15 protein-coding genes are annotated in these 16,583 nt (G+C 72.0%); 8 read left to right on the forward strand and 7 right to left on the reverse strand.

Annotated elements, in window-relative coordinates:
• Positions 1 to 38 precede the first annotated feature (38 nt).
• Both ACIQ7Q_RS03765 and ACIQ7Q_RS03770 read left to right on the forward strand, forming a co-directional pair.
• A complete protein-coding gene (locus ACIQ7Q_RS03765; protein WP_403855880.1) occupies positions 39 to 836 on the forward strand; it encodes a pentapeptide repeat-containing protein in 798 nt (265 codons plus the stop codon).
• Positions 837 to 1,087: 251 nt separating this feature from the next.
• Positions 1,088 to 1,570 carry a MarR family winged helix-turn-helix transcriptional regulator gene (locus tag ACIQ7Q_RS03770; protein WP_403855882.1) on the forward strand — a complete coding sequence of 161 codons (483 nt, stop codon included), beginning with the start codon at positions 1,088 to 1,090 and terminating at the stop codon, positions 1,568 to 1,570.
• Positions 1,571 to 1,711: 141 nt separating this feature from the next.
• On the opposite strand, the gene ACIQ7Q_RS03775 is transcribed toward ACIQ7Q_RS03770, so the two are convergent.
• Positions 1,712 to 2,500, reverse strand: coding sequence for a hypothetical protein (locus ACIQ7Q_RS03775; protein ID WP_403855884.1), 789 nt, complete (start codon positions 2,498 to 2,500; stop codon positions 1,712 to 1,714).
• 365 nt (positions 2,501 to 2,865) lie between these two features.
• Here ACIQ7Q_RS03775 and ACIQ7Q_RS03780 point away from each other — a divergent pair, with 365 nt between their 5' ends.
• Genes ACIQ7Q_RS03780 through ACIQ7Q_RS03800 form a run of 5 tightly spaced genes read left to right on the forward strand, consistent with a single transcriptional unit; the run spans position 2,866 to position 8,745 of the window.
• Positions 2,866 to 5,946 carry a nitrate- and nitrite sensing domain-containing protein gene (locus ACIQ7Q_RS03780; RefSeq protein ID WP_403855886.1) on the forward strand — a complete coding sequence of 1,027 codons (3,081 nt, stop codon included), beginning with the start codon at positions 2,866 to 2,868 and terminating at the stop codon, positions 5,944 to 5,946.
• A complete protein-coding gene (locus ACIQ7Q_RS03785; RefSeq protein WP_403855888.1) occupies positions 5,943 to 6,425 on the forward strand; it encodes a roadblock/LC7 domain-containing protein in 483 nt (160 codons plus the stop codon). The genes ACIQ7Q_RS03780 and ACIQ7Q_RS03785 overlap by 4 nt, the downstream gene beginning before the upstream one ends.
• A complete protein-coding gene (locus tag ACIQ7Q_RS03790; protein ID WP_403855890.1) occupies positions 6,425 to 6,823 on the forward strand; it encodes a DUF742 domain-containing protein in 399 nt (132 codons plus the stop codon). The genes ACIQ7Q_RS03785 and ACIQ7Q_RS03790 overlap by 1 nt, the downstream gene beginning before the upstream one ends.
• On the forward strand, positions 6,804 to 7,478 hold the full coding sequence (locus ACIQ7Q_RS03795; RefSeq protein ID WP_403855892.1) for a GTP-binding protein: 675 nt from the start codon (positions 6,804 to 6,806) through the stop codon (positions 7,476 to 7,478). Before ACIQ7Q_RS03790 ends, ACIQ7Q_RS03795 begins: the two co-directional genes overlap by 20 nt.
• A gap of 31 nt (positions 7,479 to 7,509) precedes the next feature.
• A complete protein-coding gene (locus ACIQ7Q_RS03800) occupies positions 7,510 to 8,745 on the forward strand; it encodes a styrene monooxygenase/indole monooxygenase family protein (protein ID WP_403855894.1) in 1,236 nt (411 codons plus the stop codon).
• A 165-nt stretch (positions 8,746 to 8,910) separates the two neighbouring features.
• On the opposite strand, the gene ACIQ7Q_RS03805 is transcribed toward ACIQ7Q_RS03800, so the two are convergent.
• The 4 genes from ACIQ7Q_RS03805 to ACIQ7Q_RS03820 all read right to left on the reverse strand — a co-directional run bounded on the left by ACIQ7Q_RS03805 (position 8,911) and on the right by ACIQ7Q_RS03820 (position 13,709).
• Positions 8,911 to 11,601, reverse strand: coding sequence for a PQQ-binding-like beta-propeller repeat protein (locus ACIQ7Q_RS03805; RefSeq protein ID WP_403855896.1), 2,691 nt, complete (start codon positions 11,599 to 11,601; stop codon positions 8,911 to 8,913).
• A 111-nt stretch (positions 11,602 to 11,712) separates the two neighbouring features.
• Positions 11,713 to 11,991, reverse strand: a complete 279-nt coding sequence (locus ACIQ7Q_RS03810; RefSeq protein ID WP_403855898.1) for a hypothetical protein — start codon at positions 11,989 to 11,991, stop codon at positions 11,713 to 11,715.
• 10 nt (positions 11,992 to 12,001) lie between these two features.
• Positions 12,002 to 12,730 (reverse strand): TetR/AcrR family transcriptional regulator, encoded by a 729-nt coding sequence (locus ACIQ7Q_RS03815; RefSeq protein ID WP_403855900.1) that lies wholly within the window; start codon positions 12,728 to 12,730, stop codon positions 12,002 to 12,004.
• Positions 12,731 to 12,773: 43 nt separating this feature from the next.
• Entirely contained in the window at positions 12,774 to 13,709 is a 936-nt protein-coding gene (locus tag ACIQ7Q_RS03820) for a diiron oxygenase (protein WP_403855902.1), read from the reverse strand.
• A 164-nt stretch (positions 13,710 to 13,873) separates the two neighbouring features.
• Between ACIQ7Q_RS03820 and ACIQ7Q_RS03825 the strand changes: the two genes are divergently transcribed.
• The gene (locus tag ACIQ7Q_RS03825) at positions 13,874 to 14,989 is read left to right on the forward strand and encodes a ferritin-like domain-containing protein (protein WP_403855904.1); all 1,116 of its coding nucleotides are present in this window, start codon (positions 13,874 to 13,876) and stop codon (positions 14,987 to 14,989) included.
• Positions 14,990 to 15,076: 87 nt separating this feature from the next.
• Here the strand turns inward: ACIQ7Q_RS03825 and ACIQ7Q_RS03830 are convergent, their stop codons facing one another.
• Entirely contained in the window at positions 15,077 to 15,532 is a 456-nt protein-coding gene (locus tag ACIQ7Q_RS03830) for a DUF3291 domain-containing protein (protein WP_403855906.1), read from the reverse strand.
• Positions 15,529 to 16,581, reverse strand: a complete 1,053-nt coding sequence (locus ACIQ7Q_RS03835) for an amidase family protein (protein WP_403856425.1) — start codon at positions 16,579 to 16,581, stop codon at positions 15,529 to 15,531. Before ACIQ7Q_RS03835 ends, ACIQ7Q_RS03830 begins: the two co-directional genes overlap by 4 nt.
• Positions 16,582 to 16,583 lie beyond the last annotated feature (2 nt).

Consider the following 16,583-nt stretch of genomic DNA (forward strand, 5'->3'; position numbering starts at 1 on the left):
GGCCCGAGCGGTGTCCACACGTCCCGCACAATGGACGGATGACCGCTCTGCAGGCCGACTGCTCGAACTGCTTCGGGCTGTGCTGCGTCGCACTGCCCTTCGCCGCCTCCGCCGACTTCGCGGTGAACAAGGACGGCGGGAAGCCCTGCGCCAATCTGCGCACCGACTTCAGCTGCGGCATCCACACCCGCCTCCGCGAGAGCGGCTTCCAGGGCTGCACCGTCTACGACTGCTTCGGCGCCGGACAGCGGGTCTCCCAGGTCACCTTCGGCGGCCGGGACTGGCGGCAGGCCCCGGAAACGGCCGACGAGATGTTCGCGGTCTTCCCCGTCGTACGGCAGCTCCACGAGCTGCTCTGGTACGTCGAGGAGGCACTGACGCTCCGCGCCGCGCGCGAGGTGCACGCGGATCTGCGCCGGCAGCGCGAGTCCGTCACGGAGCTGACCCGCCTCGCGCCCGACGCCCTGCGGAGGCTTGACGTCGCCGCACACCGCCAGGAGGTCAATGCCCTGCTGCTGCGGACCAGCGAGCTCGTCCGCGCGGAGGTCAGGCGCAAGAAGAAGGACCGCAGGGGCGCCGATCTGATGGGGGCCGCGCTCAGGAACGCGGATCTGCGGGGTGTCAGCCTGCGCGGCGCCTATCTGATCGCGGCCGATCTGAGGGGCGCGGATTTGCGGCTGGCCGATCTCATCGGAGCCGACCTCAGGGACGCCGATCTGTCCGGCGCGGACCTGACCGGCTGCATCTTCCTCACCCAGCCGCAGCTCAACGCGGCCAGGGGCGACGCGGCCGCCCGGCTCCCGGACGGGCTGACCCGCCCCGCGCACTGGTCGTGACGACCGGCCCGGCGGAGCGGGCGGCCCCGGGGCGTGTGCGGACGGCTCAGCCGTCGGCGGGGGCCTGGACGCGGTCGTAGGCGCCGTTGAACGTGGTGTGGTCGCCGACGATCGGCCGCGCGCAGAACCCTCGGCGGAAGGGGGACCGTCGCCGTCCTTGGTCTGTGCCTGCGAAATACTGGTGGAGCTGCGGCAATGCCGGCCGCCGGAAACAATTTTCAGGACCGGACAAGCGTGCGAGGGGTGCTGACGTGCACGGAGGCGGTACGGCGAGTGGAGCGGGCCCCCGGGGAAGAAGCGGTGGGGACCAGGAGTTCCTCGCCCTGGAGCGGGAGTTGTCGGTGTTTCTGCGCCGCGCGAGGGCTTCCTCCGGCGAAATGGCGCGTGAGGTGCACCCGGAGCTGGAACCCGCCGCGTACGGACTGCTCGTACGGCTGGAGGAAGCGGGTGCGCAGCGGGCCACGGAGCTGGCCGGCTACTTCGGCGTCGGCAAGGCGACCATGAGCCGCCAGTTGCGCGCCCTGGAGGAACTCGGCCTGGTCGCCCGCGAACCGGACCCGGCCGACGGCCGGGCTTCCCTCGTACAGCTCACGGACGAGGGTCTGGCCCGCTTCCGTCATGTGCGCGACGCACGCCGCGACCGGTACATGAGCAAGCTCGCCGGCTGGGACCGCGGCGAGGTCGCGGAGCTCGCCCGCCTGCTCCACCAGCTCAACGCCCGCGCCGAGAGCTGACCGGCAGCCGGCCGGGCGAGCGCGCCGGCGCGCCGCTGGGCGGTCAGGGCGCGTACCCCACTCCGCGGAACGCCGCCCGTGACCGCGCGCAGTTCCACCGACGGGTCGGCCGCCCCAGCCCGGCCGGGCGAACGGGCCGCGTCACAGCTCCGCGAAGACCGCCGACGCGTCGTCGTGGAGCTTCCACCGGAGCACCGCCGTGCGGGCCTTCGCCGCGGTCTCCAGATCCCGCACCCGGTCGATCAGCCCCTGCGCCCCCTGTTCGCGCAGCAGCGCAACGCAGTCTCCCCAGTCGCCCTCCGCGAACATGTCGACCCAGCGGGACGCTCCGTCCGTCAGGGCGGCCAGGGCGCGCACCCGCTCCCGGGGAACGCTGCCCGCGACCGCGCGCAGCGCCACCGACGGGTCGGCCGCCGCAGTGAAGAACCCGCCCTCGGCGTTCCGCAGCGCGTCGGCCGACGCGTGGGTGCGCAGCGCCTCGCGCGGCAGGCGGTCCAGCCGGTCGTCGAGCACCGCGCCGACCGTGCCCTCCGGAGACTCCAGCAGCAGAGTGGAGTCGGAGAGCACCAGATACTCGACCTCTTCCTCCGGCCCGCCCCAACGCGCCAGGACCACCGTTGCCTGCGGCGTGCGAACGTGAGAAAGGTCACACATGTCGCGGTGGGCGTCCGCAGTGCGCCGGATTGACTCCGCGAGAGTCTCTCGAAGCGTGAGGTCGCGCCGCGAACCGGACAGTTCGACGAGTGCGCCCCCGAGGCGGGCGGTGAACCAGGGCACACCGTGCACGCATCCCGCATCGCCGGAGGGAGGCGTGACACCGTCCAGCGCCACGACCGTTCCGCCCTGTCCCGAGGCGGGCAGGGCCACGGACACCCAGTCCTCGTTGGGGCGTTCGGGGGAGCCGGGGGAGGTGGCGAGTTCGATACGCATGAAGCCAGTCTGCATGAGACCTTCACAAGGTCGCCGCGCACCGACGATCGGCCCGTACCGGCAGGTCAGACCGGGTGCTTCGCCCGGAATGGCGCGCTGTGCGAAGGTGCGGGCGCGCATCCTGCCAAAGGGTGGCCGGAAGGTCCAACCCGGGGACCGTGCACGGGCCGTACGGGCGCTCCCGGGAGTTGTTCGCCAACTCCTGAGTGTTGTTCACTCGTTCGGGTGGCGGAGCGGCCGATGCGCGCCTCCCTCCCGAAAGCACTGGAATGGTCGGAAGCCGTACCAGGGGTGGGGCTTACGCGCGTGACCGGTCGTCATCTCTGCTTCATGGGTGGACGAGTCAAGCAAGATTGCGAGCACCGGTGCAGAAGAAGCGGCCTCGGGGCAAAGGCGGCAGGCCCACTGGAACCCCGGGAGACCCCCAGGTCCTGGCCACCCCCCAAGAGACCCCGGCACCACGGACGCAGGACGGGCACACCGCCGACGGCCCTGCCGAGCAAGCACCGGCAGGGCGGCCCCGCAGGGTGCGCAACCGGCTGGTCGCCGGCGTCGCCGTGGTCGGCCTCGTGGTCGTGGCGGCCGGCACGCCCGGCATCCTCGCCACCTCCGCGGAACTGACCGAGTCCCAGCGGCTTGTCACCCTCGCCGGACTCGACCGCCAGGCCGTCACCCTCGCCCACTCGCTCGCCGACGAGCGCGACGAGGTGACCGCGTACATCGCGGCCGGCCGTGACGACCAGAAGGGCGACGCGAAGGACCGGCGCAAGATCTCCGGCAGCCTCGGCGCCCGTGTGGACCGGCAGATCGACGAGATCCGGACCGACATGCCCGCCGAGCGCGCCGAGCTGCGCCGCTCGCTCGCCGGCGTGCCCGCCATCCGCAGCAGCGCCCTCACCGGCGACGGCACCGCGACGGAGGCCCACCAGGCCTACACGGCTGTCATCTCCGCGCTGCGCGCCCTGGCCGACGAACTCGCCGACCGCACCCCGCCCCGCGCCGCCGACTCCACCCGGGCCCCCGCCGCCCTCGGCCTCGCCGTCGAACAGGCCTCCGCCACCCGCGGGCTGCTGCTCGCCGCGCTGGCCGTGCCCCAGCCGGAGAGCGTGCTCACCTACGACCCCGTCACCGGTCTGCCCGTACAGAACGCGGGCGAGGACTCGGGCGCCGACGCCCGCACCCGTAACGCCCTCACCGCCGCCGCGCAGCAGGCACGAGTCCGCGAACTCGCCGCGCTCGCCGACTTCCAGCAGGCCGCCGGCAAGACCGACCGCGACCGTCTCGGCTCCACCGTCACTGGACCCGAGGTCAAGGCCGCAGAGACCTATCTCGCGCGCCTCACCGACCAGCCCCGGCTGTCCAGCAGCGAACGCAACACCGACCCGGCCAAGCTCGAGGCCGCGCTCACCGCCCGCATCGAGCAGATGCGCGGTGCGGAGTCGTCCCTCGTCGCCGACCGGGTCGAGCGGTTCGAGCAGCTGCGCGACGACGACGTCACCGCCCTCGAAGTGCGTATCGCTCTGCTCGGCGGCCTTCTGGTCGTCACCGTCGGCGTGCTCGCCGCCGTCTCCCGCACACTCACCCGCCCGCTCGCCGTCCTGCGCATCGGCGCGGCCCGTCTCGCCGACGCGCCCGCACCCCAGGCGGAGGAGCCGGTCCGCTTCACCGGCCGCAACGACGAGTTCGCCCAGGTCGTACGGTCCCTCAACACCCTGCACGGCAAGGTCCGCGACCTCGGCACGCGCGCCGAGCTCCTGGACAGCGACCGCAGCGACCTCATCGGTGCGCGCGAGGCGCTCGAGACCGAACTGACCTCGGCGCGCGCCGAGCTGCAGCAGCGCACCGCCGAGATCACCACCGAGCTGGAACGGCTGCGCCACACCGTCCACCACACCTTCGTCAACCTCTCCCTGCGGACCCTCGGCCTCGTCGAGCGGCAACTCGGTGTCATCGAGAACCTGGAGGAGCGCGAGCAGGACCCGGACCGCCTCGCCACGTTGTTCAAGCTCGACCACATGGCCACCGTCATGCGCCGGCACGGCGAGAACCTCCTGGTCCTCGCCGGCACGGACCACGGACACGGCCACGTCGGGCCCGTCCCGCTCGTCGACGTGCTGCGCGCCGCGGTCAGCGAGATCGAGCGCTACGAGCGCGTGGTCATCCAGTCCCTGCCCCCGCACGCCCAGGTCGCCGGCTTCGCCGCGGACGACCTCAGCCACCTGGTCGCCGAACTCCTCGAGAACGCGACCTCGTTCTCGCCGCCGGACGCCCAGGTGGAGCTGTCGGGCTGGCTGCTGGAGAGCGGCGAAGTGATGCTCTCGATCCAGGACGCGGGCATCGGCATGACCGAGGCCCGTATCGCGGAGGTCAACGCACGCCTCGAGGCCCCCGAGACGTACGAGACCGAGCCCCCCGCGGGCCGCGAGGGCGAAGGCCTCGGACTGCGGGTGGCCGCGCTGCTGGCGGCGCGTCACGGTGTGCGGATCCAGCTGCGGGAGCACAAACAGGGCGGGATCACCGCGGTCGTCGTCGTACCGAAGGGGCTGCTGCCGACCGGGCCGCCGGCCGCGGCCGAGCGCCAGGTGCCCATGTCGGGGACCGCGCCCGCGCTGAACCTCCCGGGTTCGGTGGCCGAGGCCAACTCGAACGCACTGCCGCGCAGTCCCCAACGGAGCGCGGCGGAAGCGGTCCTGAGAGGGGAGAGGGGCGCTGCGGCGGACGCCGAGGCGGATCAGGACGCCGACGCGGGCGGCGCTGTCGACACCGCCGACGCACTGGACGAAGACGTCCACGGCGATCTTCGCGACGACCTCCACGACGATTTCCGTGACGGCGACGGCGACGGCGATCCCGAGCCTGCCGTCGCCGCTGAGAGCGACCCGTTCGTCGAAGCCGCGGAGCGGGCGATCCTGGCCGCGGCCGCGGAGCGGGAGACGCACGAGCGGACGGCCGACGGCGAACCGGAGACGGCCGGGATCGACCAGGAGACGTTCACCATGCGCCTGCCGCGGCAGGCGGCGCCCATGGACCCCGCCGCCGAGGAGTACCCGGCCGAGGACGCCCTGCCCGAGGAGTACCCCGCCGAGACGCCTGCGGTGACGGAGCCCACGCCCGGAACGCCTTCGGTCGAGACGCCCTCGCCCGCCACGCCTTCGCACGAGACGCCAACGGCCCCTGCCGCCCAGCACCGCGTCACCGACAAGGGCCTGCCCAAGCGCACTCCCAAGTCGGTCAAGCCGGCCGCCGGCCCCACCGAGCGCACCGGGAGCATCGACGCAGAGGCGCTGCGCCGTCGGCTCGGTGGCTTCCACCAGGGGGCGAACAAGGGCCGGCTGGACGCCGAGGCCGAGATCGCGGAGACCACAGCACAAGCGACCACAGGACAGACGAACCAGCGGGACACCGAAGCAGAAACGGGGGACACAGTCGAGGAGGCACGCAGTTGACTGCGACCGGCACGTTCGGCCTGAGCAGCGAGGCCCGCAACCTTCAGTGGTTGCTGGGCAATCTGGTGGAGGAGGTGCCAGGAGTACGGTCGGTCGCCGTCGTCTCGTCCGACGGACTTCTGCTGCTGTCCTCCGACCCTGAGCAGAACGCAGCCCCGGCCGCCGTCGGCCGCCCCGATGGCCCCCGAGGCTCCAGCGCGGACCTCGCCACCATCGTCTCGGGCATCGGCAGCCTCACCATCGGTGCCGCGGGCCTGATGGAAGGCGGCGGCGTCAAGCAGACGATGGTCGCCATGGAGGAGGGAAGCCTCTTCGTCATGTCGATCAGTGACGGCTCCCTGCTCGGGGTGCACGCGACCCCCGATTGCGACATGAGCGTCGTCGCCTACCACATGGCCCTCTTCGTGGGCCGCGCCGGACACGTCCTCACCCCCGAAGTCCGCAGCGAACTGCGCAAATCGATGGAGAGTGGCCTGTGATGTCCGCCCCCAAACTTCCGGTGCGCGGCGACGGCAAACGTCCCGCACGGGTCCGCCCGTACTCCCTCACCGGCGGCCGTACCCGTTTCGGGCACGTACTGCTCGTCGAGACGTTCGTCGCCGCGCTCGAGGCACCGCCCGAGCGAAGGGAGCTGCCCGGTGGCAACCTCGCCTCGCGGGTCATGCCCGAGCTGCGGGCGATCGTCGAGCTCTGCCGCCGTATGCGTACCGTCGCCGAGATCTCGGCGCTGCTCAAGATGCCGCTCGGTGTCGTCCGGGTGCTGCTCAGCGACCTGGCGGACCAGGGAAAGATCCGCGTGTACGGAACCGGTCACGGCACCGGTCAGCCCGACCGCGCACTGCTCGAAAGGGTGCTGAGTGGACTCCGCCGCCTCTGACACGCTTCCCACCCGGTCCCAGGCCGCTCCCCGGGAAGTCCCTCGCCAAGCAGCCGCCCGCCCGCAGCCCGAAGAGGCGCTGCAGCCTTGGCAGTTGGACACCACCCGTGCCCCCACCGCGACGAAGGTCGTGGTCGCGGGCGGCTTCGGCGTCGGCAAGACGACGTTCGTCGGCTCTGTCTCCGAAATCACGCCGCTGCAGACAGAGGCGCTGATGACCCGGGCGAGCGAGGACACCGACGACCTCACCGACACGCCCGACAAGGTCACCACGACCGTGGCAATGGACTTCGGCCGGATCACGCTCGACGACGACCTGGTGCTCTACGTCTTCGGCACGCCCGGTCAGCAGCGTTTCTGGTTCATGTGGGACGACCTGGTGCGCGGTGCGATCGGCGCGATCGTGCTCGCGGACACCCGGCGGCTGGCGGACTGCTTCCCGGCGCTCGACTACTTCGAGAGCTGCGGGCTGCCGTACATCGTGGCCGTCAACCACTTCGAGGGAACGACCGCGTACGAGACCGCGGACGTACGGGAGGCCCTGACGGTGCCGCCGCACGTACCTGTTGTGATCATGGACGCCCGTAACCGGATCACGGTGATCGAGTCCCTGCTGGCCCTGGTCGCCCACGCTCTCGAGGCCACCCCCGAATAGCCTCCCGAACATCAACGGAGAACCCCTCGCCATGCGGAAGATACTCATAGTCGGAGCCGGGCAGTCCGGTCTCCAGCTCGCCCTCGGCCTCCAGTCCAAGGGCTACGAGGTCACCCTGATGTCCAACCGCACGGCGGACGAGATCCGGTCCGGCCGGGTCATGTCCACGCAGTGCATGTTCCACACCGCCCTCCAGCACGAACGCGACCTCGGCATCAACTTCTGGGAGTCGCAGGCGCCGAAGATCGAGGGCGTCGGCGTCTCCGTCGCCGCTCCCGACTCGAGCCGTGCCGTCGACTGGGTCGGCAGGCTCGACGGTTACGCCCAGTCCGTGGACCAGCGGGTGAAGATGGCCGGCTGGATGGAGACGTTCGCCCAGCGCGGCGGGCAGCTTGTCATCCACGGCGCGGCCGTCTCCGACCTGGACTACTTCTCCCGCACCTACGACCTGGTCATGGTGTCCGCCGGCAAGGGCGAGCTGGTGTCGATGTTCGGCCGTGACGCGTCCCGTTCCCCGTACTCCGAGCCGCAGCGCGCGCTCGCCGTCGCCTACGTCCACGGTCTCGGCCCGCGCCCCGAGCACCCCGACCACGAGGCGGTCCGCTGCAACCTCGTCCCGGGCGTCGGCGAGCTGTTCGTCATGCCGGCCTTCACCACGTCCGGCCGGGCCGACATCCTCTTCTGGGAGGGCGTCCCCGGTGGCCCGCTCGACGTGTTCCAGGGGGTCAAGGACCCGGCCGAGCACCTCTCCCTGACCCTCGAGCTCATGGAGAAGTTCACGCCCTGGGAGTACGCACGGGCAACCAAGGTCGAACTGACCGACGCGGGCGGCACGCTTGCCGGCCGATACGCCCCCACCGTGCGCAACCCCATCGGCCGGCTGCCCGGCGGCGGTCTGGTCCTCGGTGTCGCGGACGTCGTCGTGGCCAACGACCCGATCACCGGCCAGGGCTCCAACTCGGCGTCCAAGTGCGCCGCCTCCTACCTCGACTCGATCACGGAGCACGGCGACAAGCCGTTCGACGAGGAGTGGATGCAGGGCACGTTCGACCGCTACTGGGACACGGCGCAGCACGTCACCAAGTGGACGAACGCGATGCTCGGCGTCCCGCCGGAGCACGTTCTGAACCTGATCGGCGCGGCCGGCCAGCTCCCCCAGGTCGCGAACCGGTTCGCCAACGGCTTCAACGACCCGGCGGACTTCGAGAACTTCTTCTACGACCCGGAGAAGACGTCCGCCTACCTGGCCTCGGCCTCCGGAGCCTGAGCGGCTGCCCGAAGCCCCCGCCGTATCCCTCGTCGCATCCTCCGTCCGGGCTCGCCGTCGCAACCGGCGGCAGCTCGGGCGGCCCGGCGTAACCGAGGTCTGCGCGGTCACGGCCGAGCCGTGCCCGCACATGGAGGCGGAGCCGCGAATTGATCGCCGGTCCGTTCAGTCCACCGGCAGGGCGTAGAAGGTCCGCCCCCGCTGGACCACGGCGCGGCCGCCGCCGCCGGGCAGGACCGTGTAGCGCGGCGCGGCCTGCTCCTTGGCGTCCGTCGAGCCCGCCTCCTGGAATTTCCACAGCCGTCGGCCGTCGCGTGCCGCGAACGCCGTCAGCTGCGCGGCGTCGCCCGCGAGCACCGTACGGCCGCTGCCGCTGAGCACGGTCCGGGGCGTCTGGCGCCATGCCGGGGCCTCGGTCCAGCGCCGCCACAGTTGCCGTCCTGTCGCCATGTCGACAGCGCTCACCTGCTGGTAGCGGTTGGTGATGTACAGATGGGGCCCGTGAAGGGCGGCCGTTCCGTACGGATGGACGCCGGCCTCGCCGGTCGTCTTCGCGGCCGGCAGGCGCCACAGCCGCTTGCCGCCGGCGCTGTCGTACGCGTGCAGCTCGCCGCCCGCGGCGGCGAAGACCTTGCCCGTCCTGCCGTCGCCGGTGACGATGGCGTTCGCGGCGACCGCGGTGAGCGGCACGGACTTGAGCGCCTTGCCCGTCCGCCGGTCGAAGGCGAGCAGCACCGACCCGTTCTTCGTGGCCTTCCGCTGGGCGGGGGTGAGGGTGGAGCCCTCCTGTCGCACGAGGACGCTGTCGGGCCGGGCGGCGACCAGGTGATAGCCCGGTGTGTACGGAGCGCGGCCGTCCGGGACACGCGCCCGCCACCGTTCCTCACGGGTGGTCAGGTCGAAGGCGACCAGGTAGGTCTCCTTCACGGTGACCTTCCGCTTGCGCTTCTTGACGGTCTTCTCGACCGACTTCGTGACATGGCCGACCAGCCAGGCGGTGCTCCCGTCCGCTCCGGCCGTACCGCCGACGGTCAGGGTCTCGCCGGGGCGGGCCAGGGTCTTGTGGGGGACACGGTGCACGATCCTGCCGTCCCCCGCGGCGATCCAGAGGAGTTCGTCGGGGCCGACGACGAGGCAGAGCTCGGCGTCGACGGGTACGGCCGTGAGGGCGGACGCCGCGCCGTCGGTGGCCCAGAGACGACGGCCGGTGCGCAGGTCGACGCCGGTGGTCCGGGTGCTGTCGGTGACGAGCAGCACGCGGTCCCGCCAGAGCACGGCGTTGACGGGGCCGCGGCCGTCGGCCGGGTGCTCGTACCGCCACGCCGGGTCGGGCGCGAGTCCGGCCATGCGGCTGGGCTTCGGCCCGGGAGCGGGGGCGCCCGTCTCCTGCTTCTTGTCGGACCCGGAGAGCACGTATCCGATTCCGCCGCCGACACCCGTCCCGACCAGCGCGGCGACGCCTGCGACGAGCAGCCCGCGCCGCGACGTCCCCCGGCCCGGCGAGCCACCCGGCGGGGCGGCCACCGGCGCCCCGGGCCCCGCGAGGCCCGGCGGGGCGGCGAACCCGGCGCCGGCGTGCATGCCGGAGGCCGCCGGGCCTGGCGGGAGCCCGCCGAACCCGGGGGTGCCGGCAGCCGTCGGGCCGGGCGGGAGCGCGCCTGCGATGGGCGTGTCCCCGAGCCCGGGGACGCCCAGGTGCCCGGGGCTCGTACGGTCTCCGCCACCACCCACCGGCCACGCAGGCGCGACGCCGGCTCCCGCGCTGCTGTCGCTGCCGCGTGCCGCCCGGCCCGGCAGGGCGAGGGGCGCGGGCGCGGCCTGCCCTGCCGGGGCGGGCCCGAAGCCGGCGGGAGGACCGGCGGGTGGCTGGACGCCGGGAGCCACCTGGGCCGGCAGGGCAACCGGCGACGCGGCCGGGAGGTGCACACGGCGGACCAGCATGGTCGCCCTGTCGCCGACCTCCGCGCTCCCGGCGCCCCGCAGCACCGCCGCCTGCGTGGCCTGCGTGGACAGGCACGTTCGCAGCGCCTCGGGGAGCCAACCGTCGCGGGCCAGTGCCGCCGCGCCCTCCAGAGCCAGGTCCGCGGCCACCATCCCCGCTCTCGGGCGGTCACCCGGTGCCTTGGCCAGGCACTGGGCCACCAGGAGCCGCAGCTCCTCGGGGACGCCGGCGAGATCGGGCGCCGCGTGTGCGATGCGGTCCGCGTCGGCGAGGGGGGTCGTGCCGGTGGCCGCGTATGCCAGCAGGAGCCCCAGGACGAAGATGTCCGAGGCCGTGCCCGGTTCCGTGCCCAGTACCTGCTCAGGCGTCAGATAGCCGAGCCGTACCGACAGTTGCCCGCCGGGGCCCGCCTCGGCCACTGCCGCCGCACCCAGCGCACCGAACGCCGTCAGTCGCGGGCCGTCCGCCGTGAGCAGCACCGTGTCCGGCGCGAGCCCTTGCAGGACCGTTCCGGTCGCGTGCACCCGCGACAGGGTTTCGGCCAGCGCCGCGCCCAGTATCCGTACGGCGCGCTCGGGCAGGGGGCCGGCGTGCGCGATCGCCTCGCGCAGTGTCAGGGCCGGGACGTACGGGGCGGCCGTCCACAGCTGCTCCCCGTCCGTGCGCGAGTCGACCGGCGCCTGCACCCATCCGCCGGCCAGCAGCTCCGCTGTGCCCACCTCCGCGTGGAAGCGTCGACGGAAGGCGGCGAGCTTCGACAGCTCGGGGCGCGCCAGGGCGACGACGACCGGCCCGTTGTCCTCGTCGTCCGGTCCGGCGGCGAGGAACCGTACACAGCTCGCCGATTCACCCAGGCGTGCCAGAGTCCGGTACGGTCCGATCCGCTCCGGATCGTCCTGCTGCAGCGGCTCCATCGCGATCATCCCCCCTGGCGACACGGTTCCGTGATCCTATGGCGCGCCGTTCGGCTTCGGCCAGCGAGTGCAAGGAGCACCGCCACCGTCCGCCCGGGTGGCCCGCCCGGTCTAGGCCGCGCCACCCCCCGGCTTCGACCAGGGCCACTTCACCTCGCGCCGTTCCACGCCCTCGGGCGCGTACGCGTACTTCCAGCCGCGTTGCAGTCCGAGCCGCTTGCTGTAGCCGGAGGCGACGCGGCGGTAGGCGTGGACGGTGGGCGGGGTGCCCTCGTCGTTCGGGACGGGGACCTTGTACCACTTCGGCGGGTGGCCGGTGGGGCCGACCAGCACGGGCAGCACGCGGCCGTCGAGGGGGCCGCCCTCGAAGGGGGTGTTCTCGCTTCTCACCGGACCAGTGTCACAGCAGGTGTGCGGCGCCGCCCGCGAAGGGCGCCAGCCTGTGCAGCAGTGTGCCGACGGGGCCGCTGGGGCTCTCCTGTTCGAGCAGGTCCGCCACGACGGCGGCCGTTTCCTCGTCGGTCGCCGCCGTCGCGGCCAGCAGGGCGACAAGGTGGTCGACGAGCCACTCGCGCAGCTCGTCCGCCGCCGGCTGCTTGTCCTCGTCGAGCCAGATCAGCGACGCCGCTTCGACCGCCGCGATCCAGGTGCGGACCATCATTCCCAGCCGGGGCCCCGGGCGGTCCACACCGAGGTGGACCAGGATCTGCTCGGCGGCCGCCCGCCGCACCTCGTCGACGATCGCGGTCGTACGCGAGGTCTCTGCGACGCTTCCGCCGCGCAGCAGCGCGCTGAATCCGGCGTCGTGCTCGTCGACGAAGACGAGGTAGCGGTCCAGGACGCGGGTGAGGCGCTCGGTCGGCGGTCCCACCTGCGGTTCGGCGAAGCACTGTTCGAGCCGGTCGGCGGCCGAGCGCAGAGCGGCCTCGTACAGCTGCTGCTTGCCGCCGGCGAAGTAGCGGTAGACGAGCGGCCTCGACACCCCGGCCGCCTCCGCCACGTCGTCGAGCGAGATCTCCTCCGGCGGCCGGTGCGCGAAGAGGGTGAGGGCGGCCGCGAGCAGCTGCTCGCGGCGTTCCTCGACACTGAGCCGTCGGTAGGCGCGGGTCGGTGGAGCGGGACTGGTCATGCTCCGCAGCGTAACCGCACGGTGCGCGGCGCCTCTCATACGATCACGCGAGAAGGCCGGAACTCTTCCACAGCCTGCGGCCGGGCCCCCGCAGGACACCGATGTCGTCCAGGAAGTCGGTCAGCCGACGCGCGCCGGACTGCATGACCTCCCGCCGGTGCCCGCTCGCCCTCACCTGGGCGACGGCCTCGCGCCGGTCGAGGCCGACGTTGTCGTACACCTTGGGGTTGATGAAGCAGACGCTGAAGACGCGGGCCGCTTCTCCGCAGCTGATGCGGGTGAACTCCTGCTCCCAACGTGGCGCGCTCACCATCTGGCGGCGCAACTCCTCGCGGGCGTACCGCACATGGCGCGCCTCCTCCACCACATGGATACGGGTCACACCGCGCACCAGCGTCTGCACCCGCTCGTCGGGGAACGTGAGGCGCTGCATCCAGTCGAGGATCTCCTCGCCGAGGAGGGTCGCGGCGAACGAGCCGGGGGTGGTGGAGACGGTCTTCAGGACGCGGGCCAGGTTGTGGTAGATCCGCGGCACCGGGTACTCGGGCGCCCCGCCCTTCTTGATCATCCTGGCGAACATCATCGAGTGCCGGCACTCGTCGGCGATCTCGGTGAGCGCGTAGCGGACGTGGTTGCTGGTCAGCGACTTGTCGTAGATGTGGCGCACCAGCAGCTGCATCAGGATGATCTCGAACCAGATCCCGAGCGAGGCGAGCGAGGCTGCTTCGTGACGGGCCAGGTCCATCCGCTGCTCCTCGGACATCCTGCGCCACATCGGGGTGTCGTAGAGGGAGACCAGCTCGGGGGGCCAGAACCACTTGCCCTCCTCGATCGGAGCCTCCCAGTCGAGTTCCTTGTCCGGGTCGAAGGAGTGCTTGGCGGACGACTCGAGCAGGCGCTCCGCGACCTGTTCGCGGTCCCGGAGCGGGCCGAGTGCGTCGCGAAGCAGCTGCACGTCGCGTTCGGTCACTGTTGTCATGGCTGTGCGCACCTCGCGAGTGGGGTACCGGTGTCCCGCTATGAGACTCCCCGTCAGTAAGCCCGTCAAGAGTGCGCGCACAGGTTGTTGACTCTGCGTCTATCAGCGTGTGAGCCTGCCAACTGCCGCTGCTCTTCACGGATGACGAGACGAAGGAGCCGTCAGTGTCGACGCACGACCGCTACACGAACGCCCCCGAAAGTCCGCTCTGGCAGATCCCCGCCTCCGGCGCCGCCCGCTTCGGCTGGGAGTACGAAGAAGGCCGCGAACGCCTCCTTGCCCTCTACCAGAAGGGCAAGGACAAGCAGTGGGACGGCGCCAAGCGCATCGACTGGGACCTGGAGGTCGACCCGTACGACCCGCTGGGTACGCCGGACGAGGCGCTGACCCTGTACGGAACCCGCCACTGGGCGAAGATGACGGAACGCGACCGGGGCGAGCTGCGCAAGCACTACACCTCCTGGCAGTTCAGCCAGTTCCTGCACGGCGAGCAGGGCGCCATGATCTGCGCGGCGCGGATCGTCGAATCCGTGCCCGACCTCGACGCCATGTTCTACTCCGCCACCCAGACCATGGACGAGGCCCGGCACGCGGAGATCTACGGCCGCTTCCTGCACGAGAAGATCGGCATGCTCTACCCGATCAACGACAACCTTCAGTCGCTGCTCGGGGACACCTTGCGCGACTCCCGCTGGGACATGCCCTACCTCGGCATGCAGGTGCTCATCGAGGGCCTGGCGCTCGCCGCGTTCGGCATGATCCGCGACACCACGACCAAGCCGCTGCCCAAGCAGATCCTCGCCTACATCATGCAGGACGAGGCCCGCCATGTGGCCTTCGGCCGGATGGCGCTGCGCGACTACTACAAACAGCTGTCGGACGCGGAGCTGCGCGAACGCGAGGAGTTCGTCATCGAGGGCTGCTACCTGATGCGCGACCGGCTGCGCGGCGTGGAGGTGCTGGAGAACTTCGGCATCTCGCGCAAGGAGGCGGAGGAGTACTCGGAGCAGTCCGAGTACCTCCACCTCTTCCGCAAGCTGCTGTTCAGCCGCATCGTGCCCTGTGTGAAGGACATCGGACTGTGGGGTGAGCGGCTGCAGAAGGCCTACCTCGACATGGGTGTCCTCGAGATGGGTGACGCCAGTCTCGACCTGCTGATGTCGCAGGACGAGGAGATCGCCGAACAACTCGACCGGGAACGCTTCGAGGCGGAGGAACAGGCCCGGGTGGGGGAGGTGACGAACGCGATCGCCGAGGGGACGGGGCCGGTCGACACGTGAGCGTCGACCGCTCCTTCGGACTCCGTCGCAGGCGGAGCAACCACGAGCGCCGCACGCGCGCAGGTGCTGGACGACAGGCGCCGCTGATCAGCGCACCCCGGGCGCCGGGAAGGTCTTCCGCAGGGTGAACGCCCGCTCCGTCGGGCCGTGCTCGCGGATGTGCAGCAGGCGTTCCTCCGCCTCACGGACCGTGGGGCGGTGGCCTGCGGGGACCCACCACAGCGTGGTCATGACCTCCTGCATGCGCTCGAAGAACTCGTAGCGCCGCGCCAGCAGTTCCCTGTGCGTGCCCTGGTACATGAAGGCCGTCAGGGCATTCGGGTCCCGCCACACCGACATGTTCACCAGCAGCCACTCGTCGCCGAAGATCCGCAGGTCCGTCGCGTCACCGCCCTCGGTCTGGAGCCGCCAGACGAAGCCGTCGGCGGCGTCCGCGACCGCGTTCACCGGGGCGAGGTTGTCCACGAAGTCCTTCAACTGCGGTGCGTCCAAAGGGTTTTTGAGGCGTCCTGTGTTCACCTGGGCGAGCTCGTGAGTCGTCATGGCCGCACACTAATCAGGCGCTCCTGAGCGGCCACCGCCATTTCGACCAGTGAGACGTCCGCCCCTCGCGCCGCCACCAGCTGGAGCCCGACCGGGCAGCCGTCGCCGGTGAAGCCGGCCGGGATACAGGCCGCCGGGTGGCTGCTCAGATTGAACGCCCAGGTCAGCGCCGTCGAGTAGACATCCGTTCCCGGTCCCTCGTGGCCGTGCGGGCGGTTGGGAGTGGCCGGGGTCAACAGCACGTCCGCCGACGCGAACAGCGCGTCGAGCCGCCGGTCGTTCTCCTCCCGTACCGCCGCCCCCTGCGCCGGCCGGCCGCCCCGTACCGCCGTCCAGGCGTCGAGCGGGTCGAGGAGCGCGCAGCCCGTCGGGGCCATCCGTACGACGCCGGCAAACTCCAGCCGTGCCACCGCCGCCCGGGCGACGCCCGCCACCTCGGGGTCCGTCGTGGCGAAGCCGAGGTCGGACGACCAGACGGCCCGCAGAGGCAGTGCCCGGGGCGCCGGCGCGTACCCGTCCAGCACACAGCGCAGATACGACCGGGCGTCCGCCGCGGTGGGCGTCAGCACCCCCGCCGCCGCCAGACCCGTAGGGTCGGGCGACGGCAGCAGCCCGTTTGTCGTCTTCAGCCCGAAAACCCCGCACCACGCCGCCGGGATCCGTACCGAGCCCGCGCCGTCGCTCCCGGTCGCCAGGCCCACCATCCCCGCCGCGACCGCCGCCGCCGAGCCCGCGGACGACCCGCCCGGGGTGCGGTCCGCACGCCAGGGGTTGAGGGTCGGCCCGTGGGCGCCGAGGCCCCAGGTCTGCCAGTAGGTGCCGGGCCCCGGCACCGACGTGGCGCCGACCGGCACCGCGCCCGCCGTGACCAGCCGGCGCGCCGCGTACGAGCGGATGCCCGAAGGCCCCTTCACGGCGAACGGCAGTCCGGCCAGCGGCAGTCCCGGGTCCGTGGCGCGCTCGCGGGCGAGCGCGTCCTTGCTCCACACCTCGATGAAGGCGCTCAGGCCCGGGTCGAGCCGGCCGATGACCTCCAGCGTCTCAGTGATGT

This window comes from Streptomyces sp. NPDC096176 (assembly GCF_044763255.1).
GTDB lineage: Bacteria > Actinomycetota > Actinomycetes > Streptomycetales > Streptomycetaceae > Streptomyces.

Coding starts and splice junctions, on each gene's coding strand:
- ACIQ7Q_RS03765 (WP_403855880.1), top strand. CDS start 39: ATGACCGCTCTGCAGGCCGACTGCTCGAACTGCTTCGGGCTGTGCTGC.
- ACIQ7Q_RS03775 (WP_403855884.1), bottom strand. CDS start 2,500: ATGCGTATCGAACTCGCCACCTCCCCCGGCTCCCCCGAACGCCCCAAC.
- ACIQ7Q_RS03790 (WP_403855890.1), top strand. CDS start 6,425: ATGTCCGCCCCCAAACTTCCGGTGCGCGGCGACGGCAAACGTCCCGCA.
- ACIQ7Q_RS03800 (WP_403855894.1), top strand. CDS start 7,510: ATGCGGAAGATACTCATAGTCGGAGCCGGGCAGTCCGGTCTCCAGCTC.
- ACIQ7Q_RS03805 (WP_403855896.1), bottom strand. CDS start 11,601: ATGGAGCCGCTGCAGCAGGACGATCCGGAGCGGATCGGACCGTACCGG.
- ACIQ7Q_RS03815 (WP_403855900.1), bottom strand. CDS start 12,730: ATGACCAGTCCCGCTCCACCGACCCGCGCCTACCGACGGCTCAGTGTC.
- ACIQ7Q_RS03820 (WP_403855902.1), bottom strand. CDS start 13,709: ATGACAACAGTGACCGAACGCGACGTGCAGCTGCTTCGCGACGCACTC.
- ACIQ7Q_RS03830 (WP_403855906.1), bottom strand. CDS start 15,532: ATGACGACTCACGAGCTCGCCCAGGTGAACACAGGACGCCTCAAAAAC.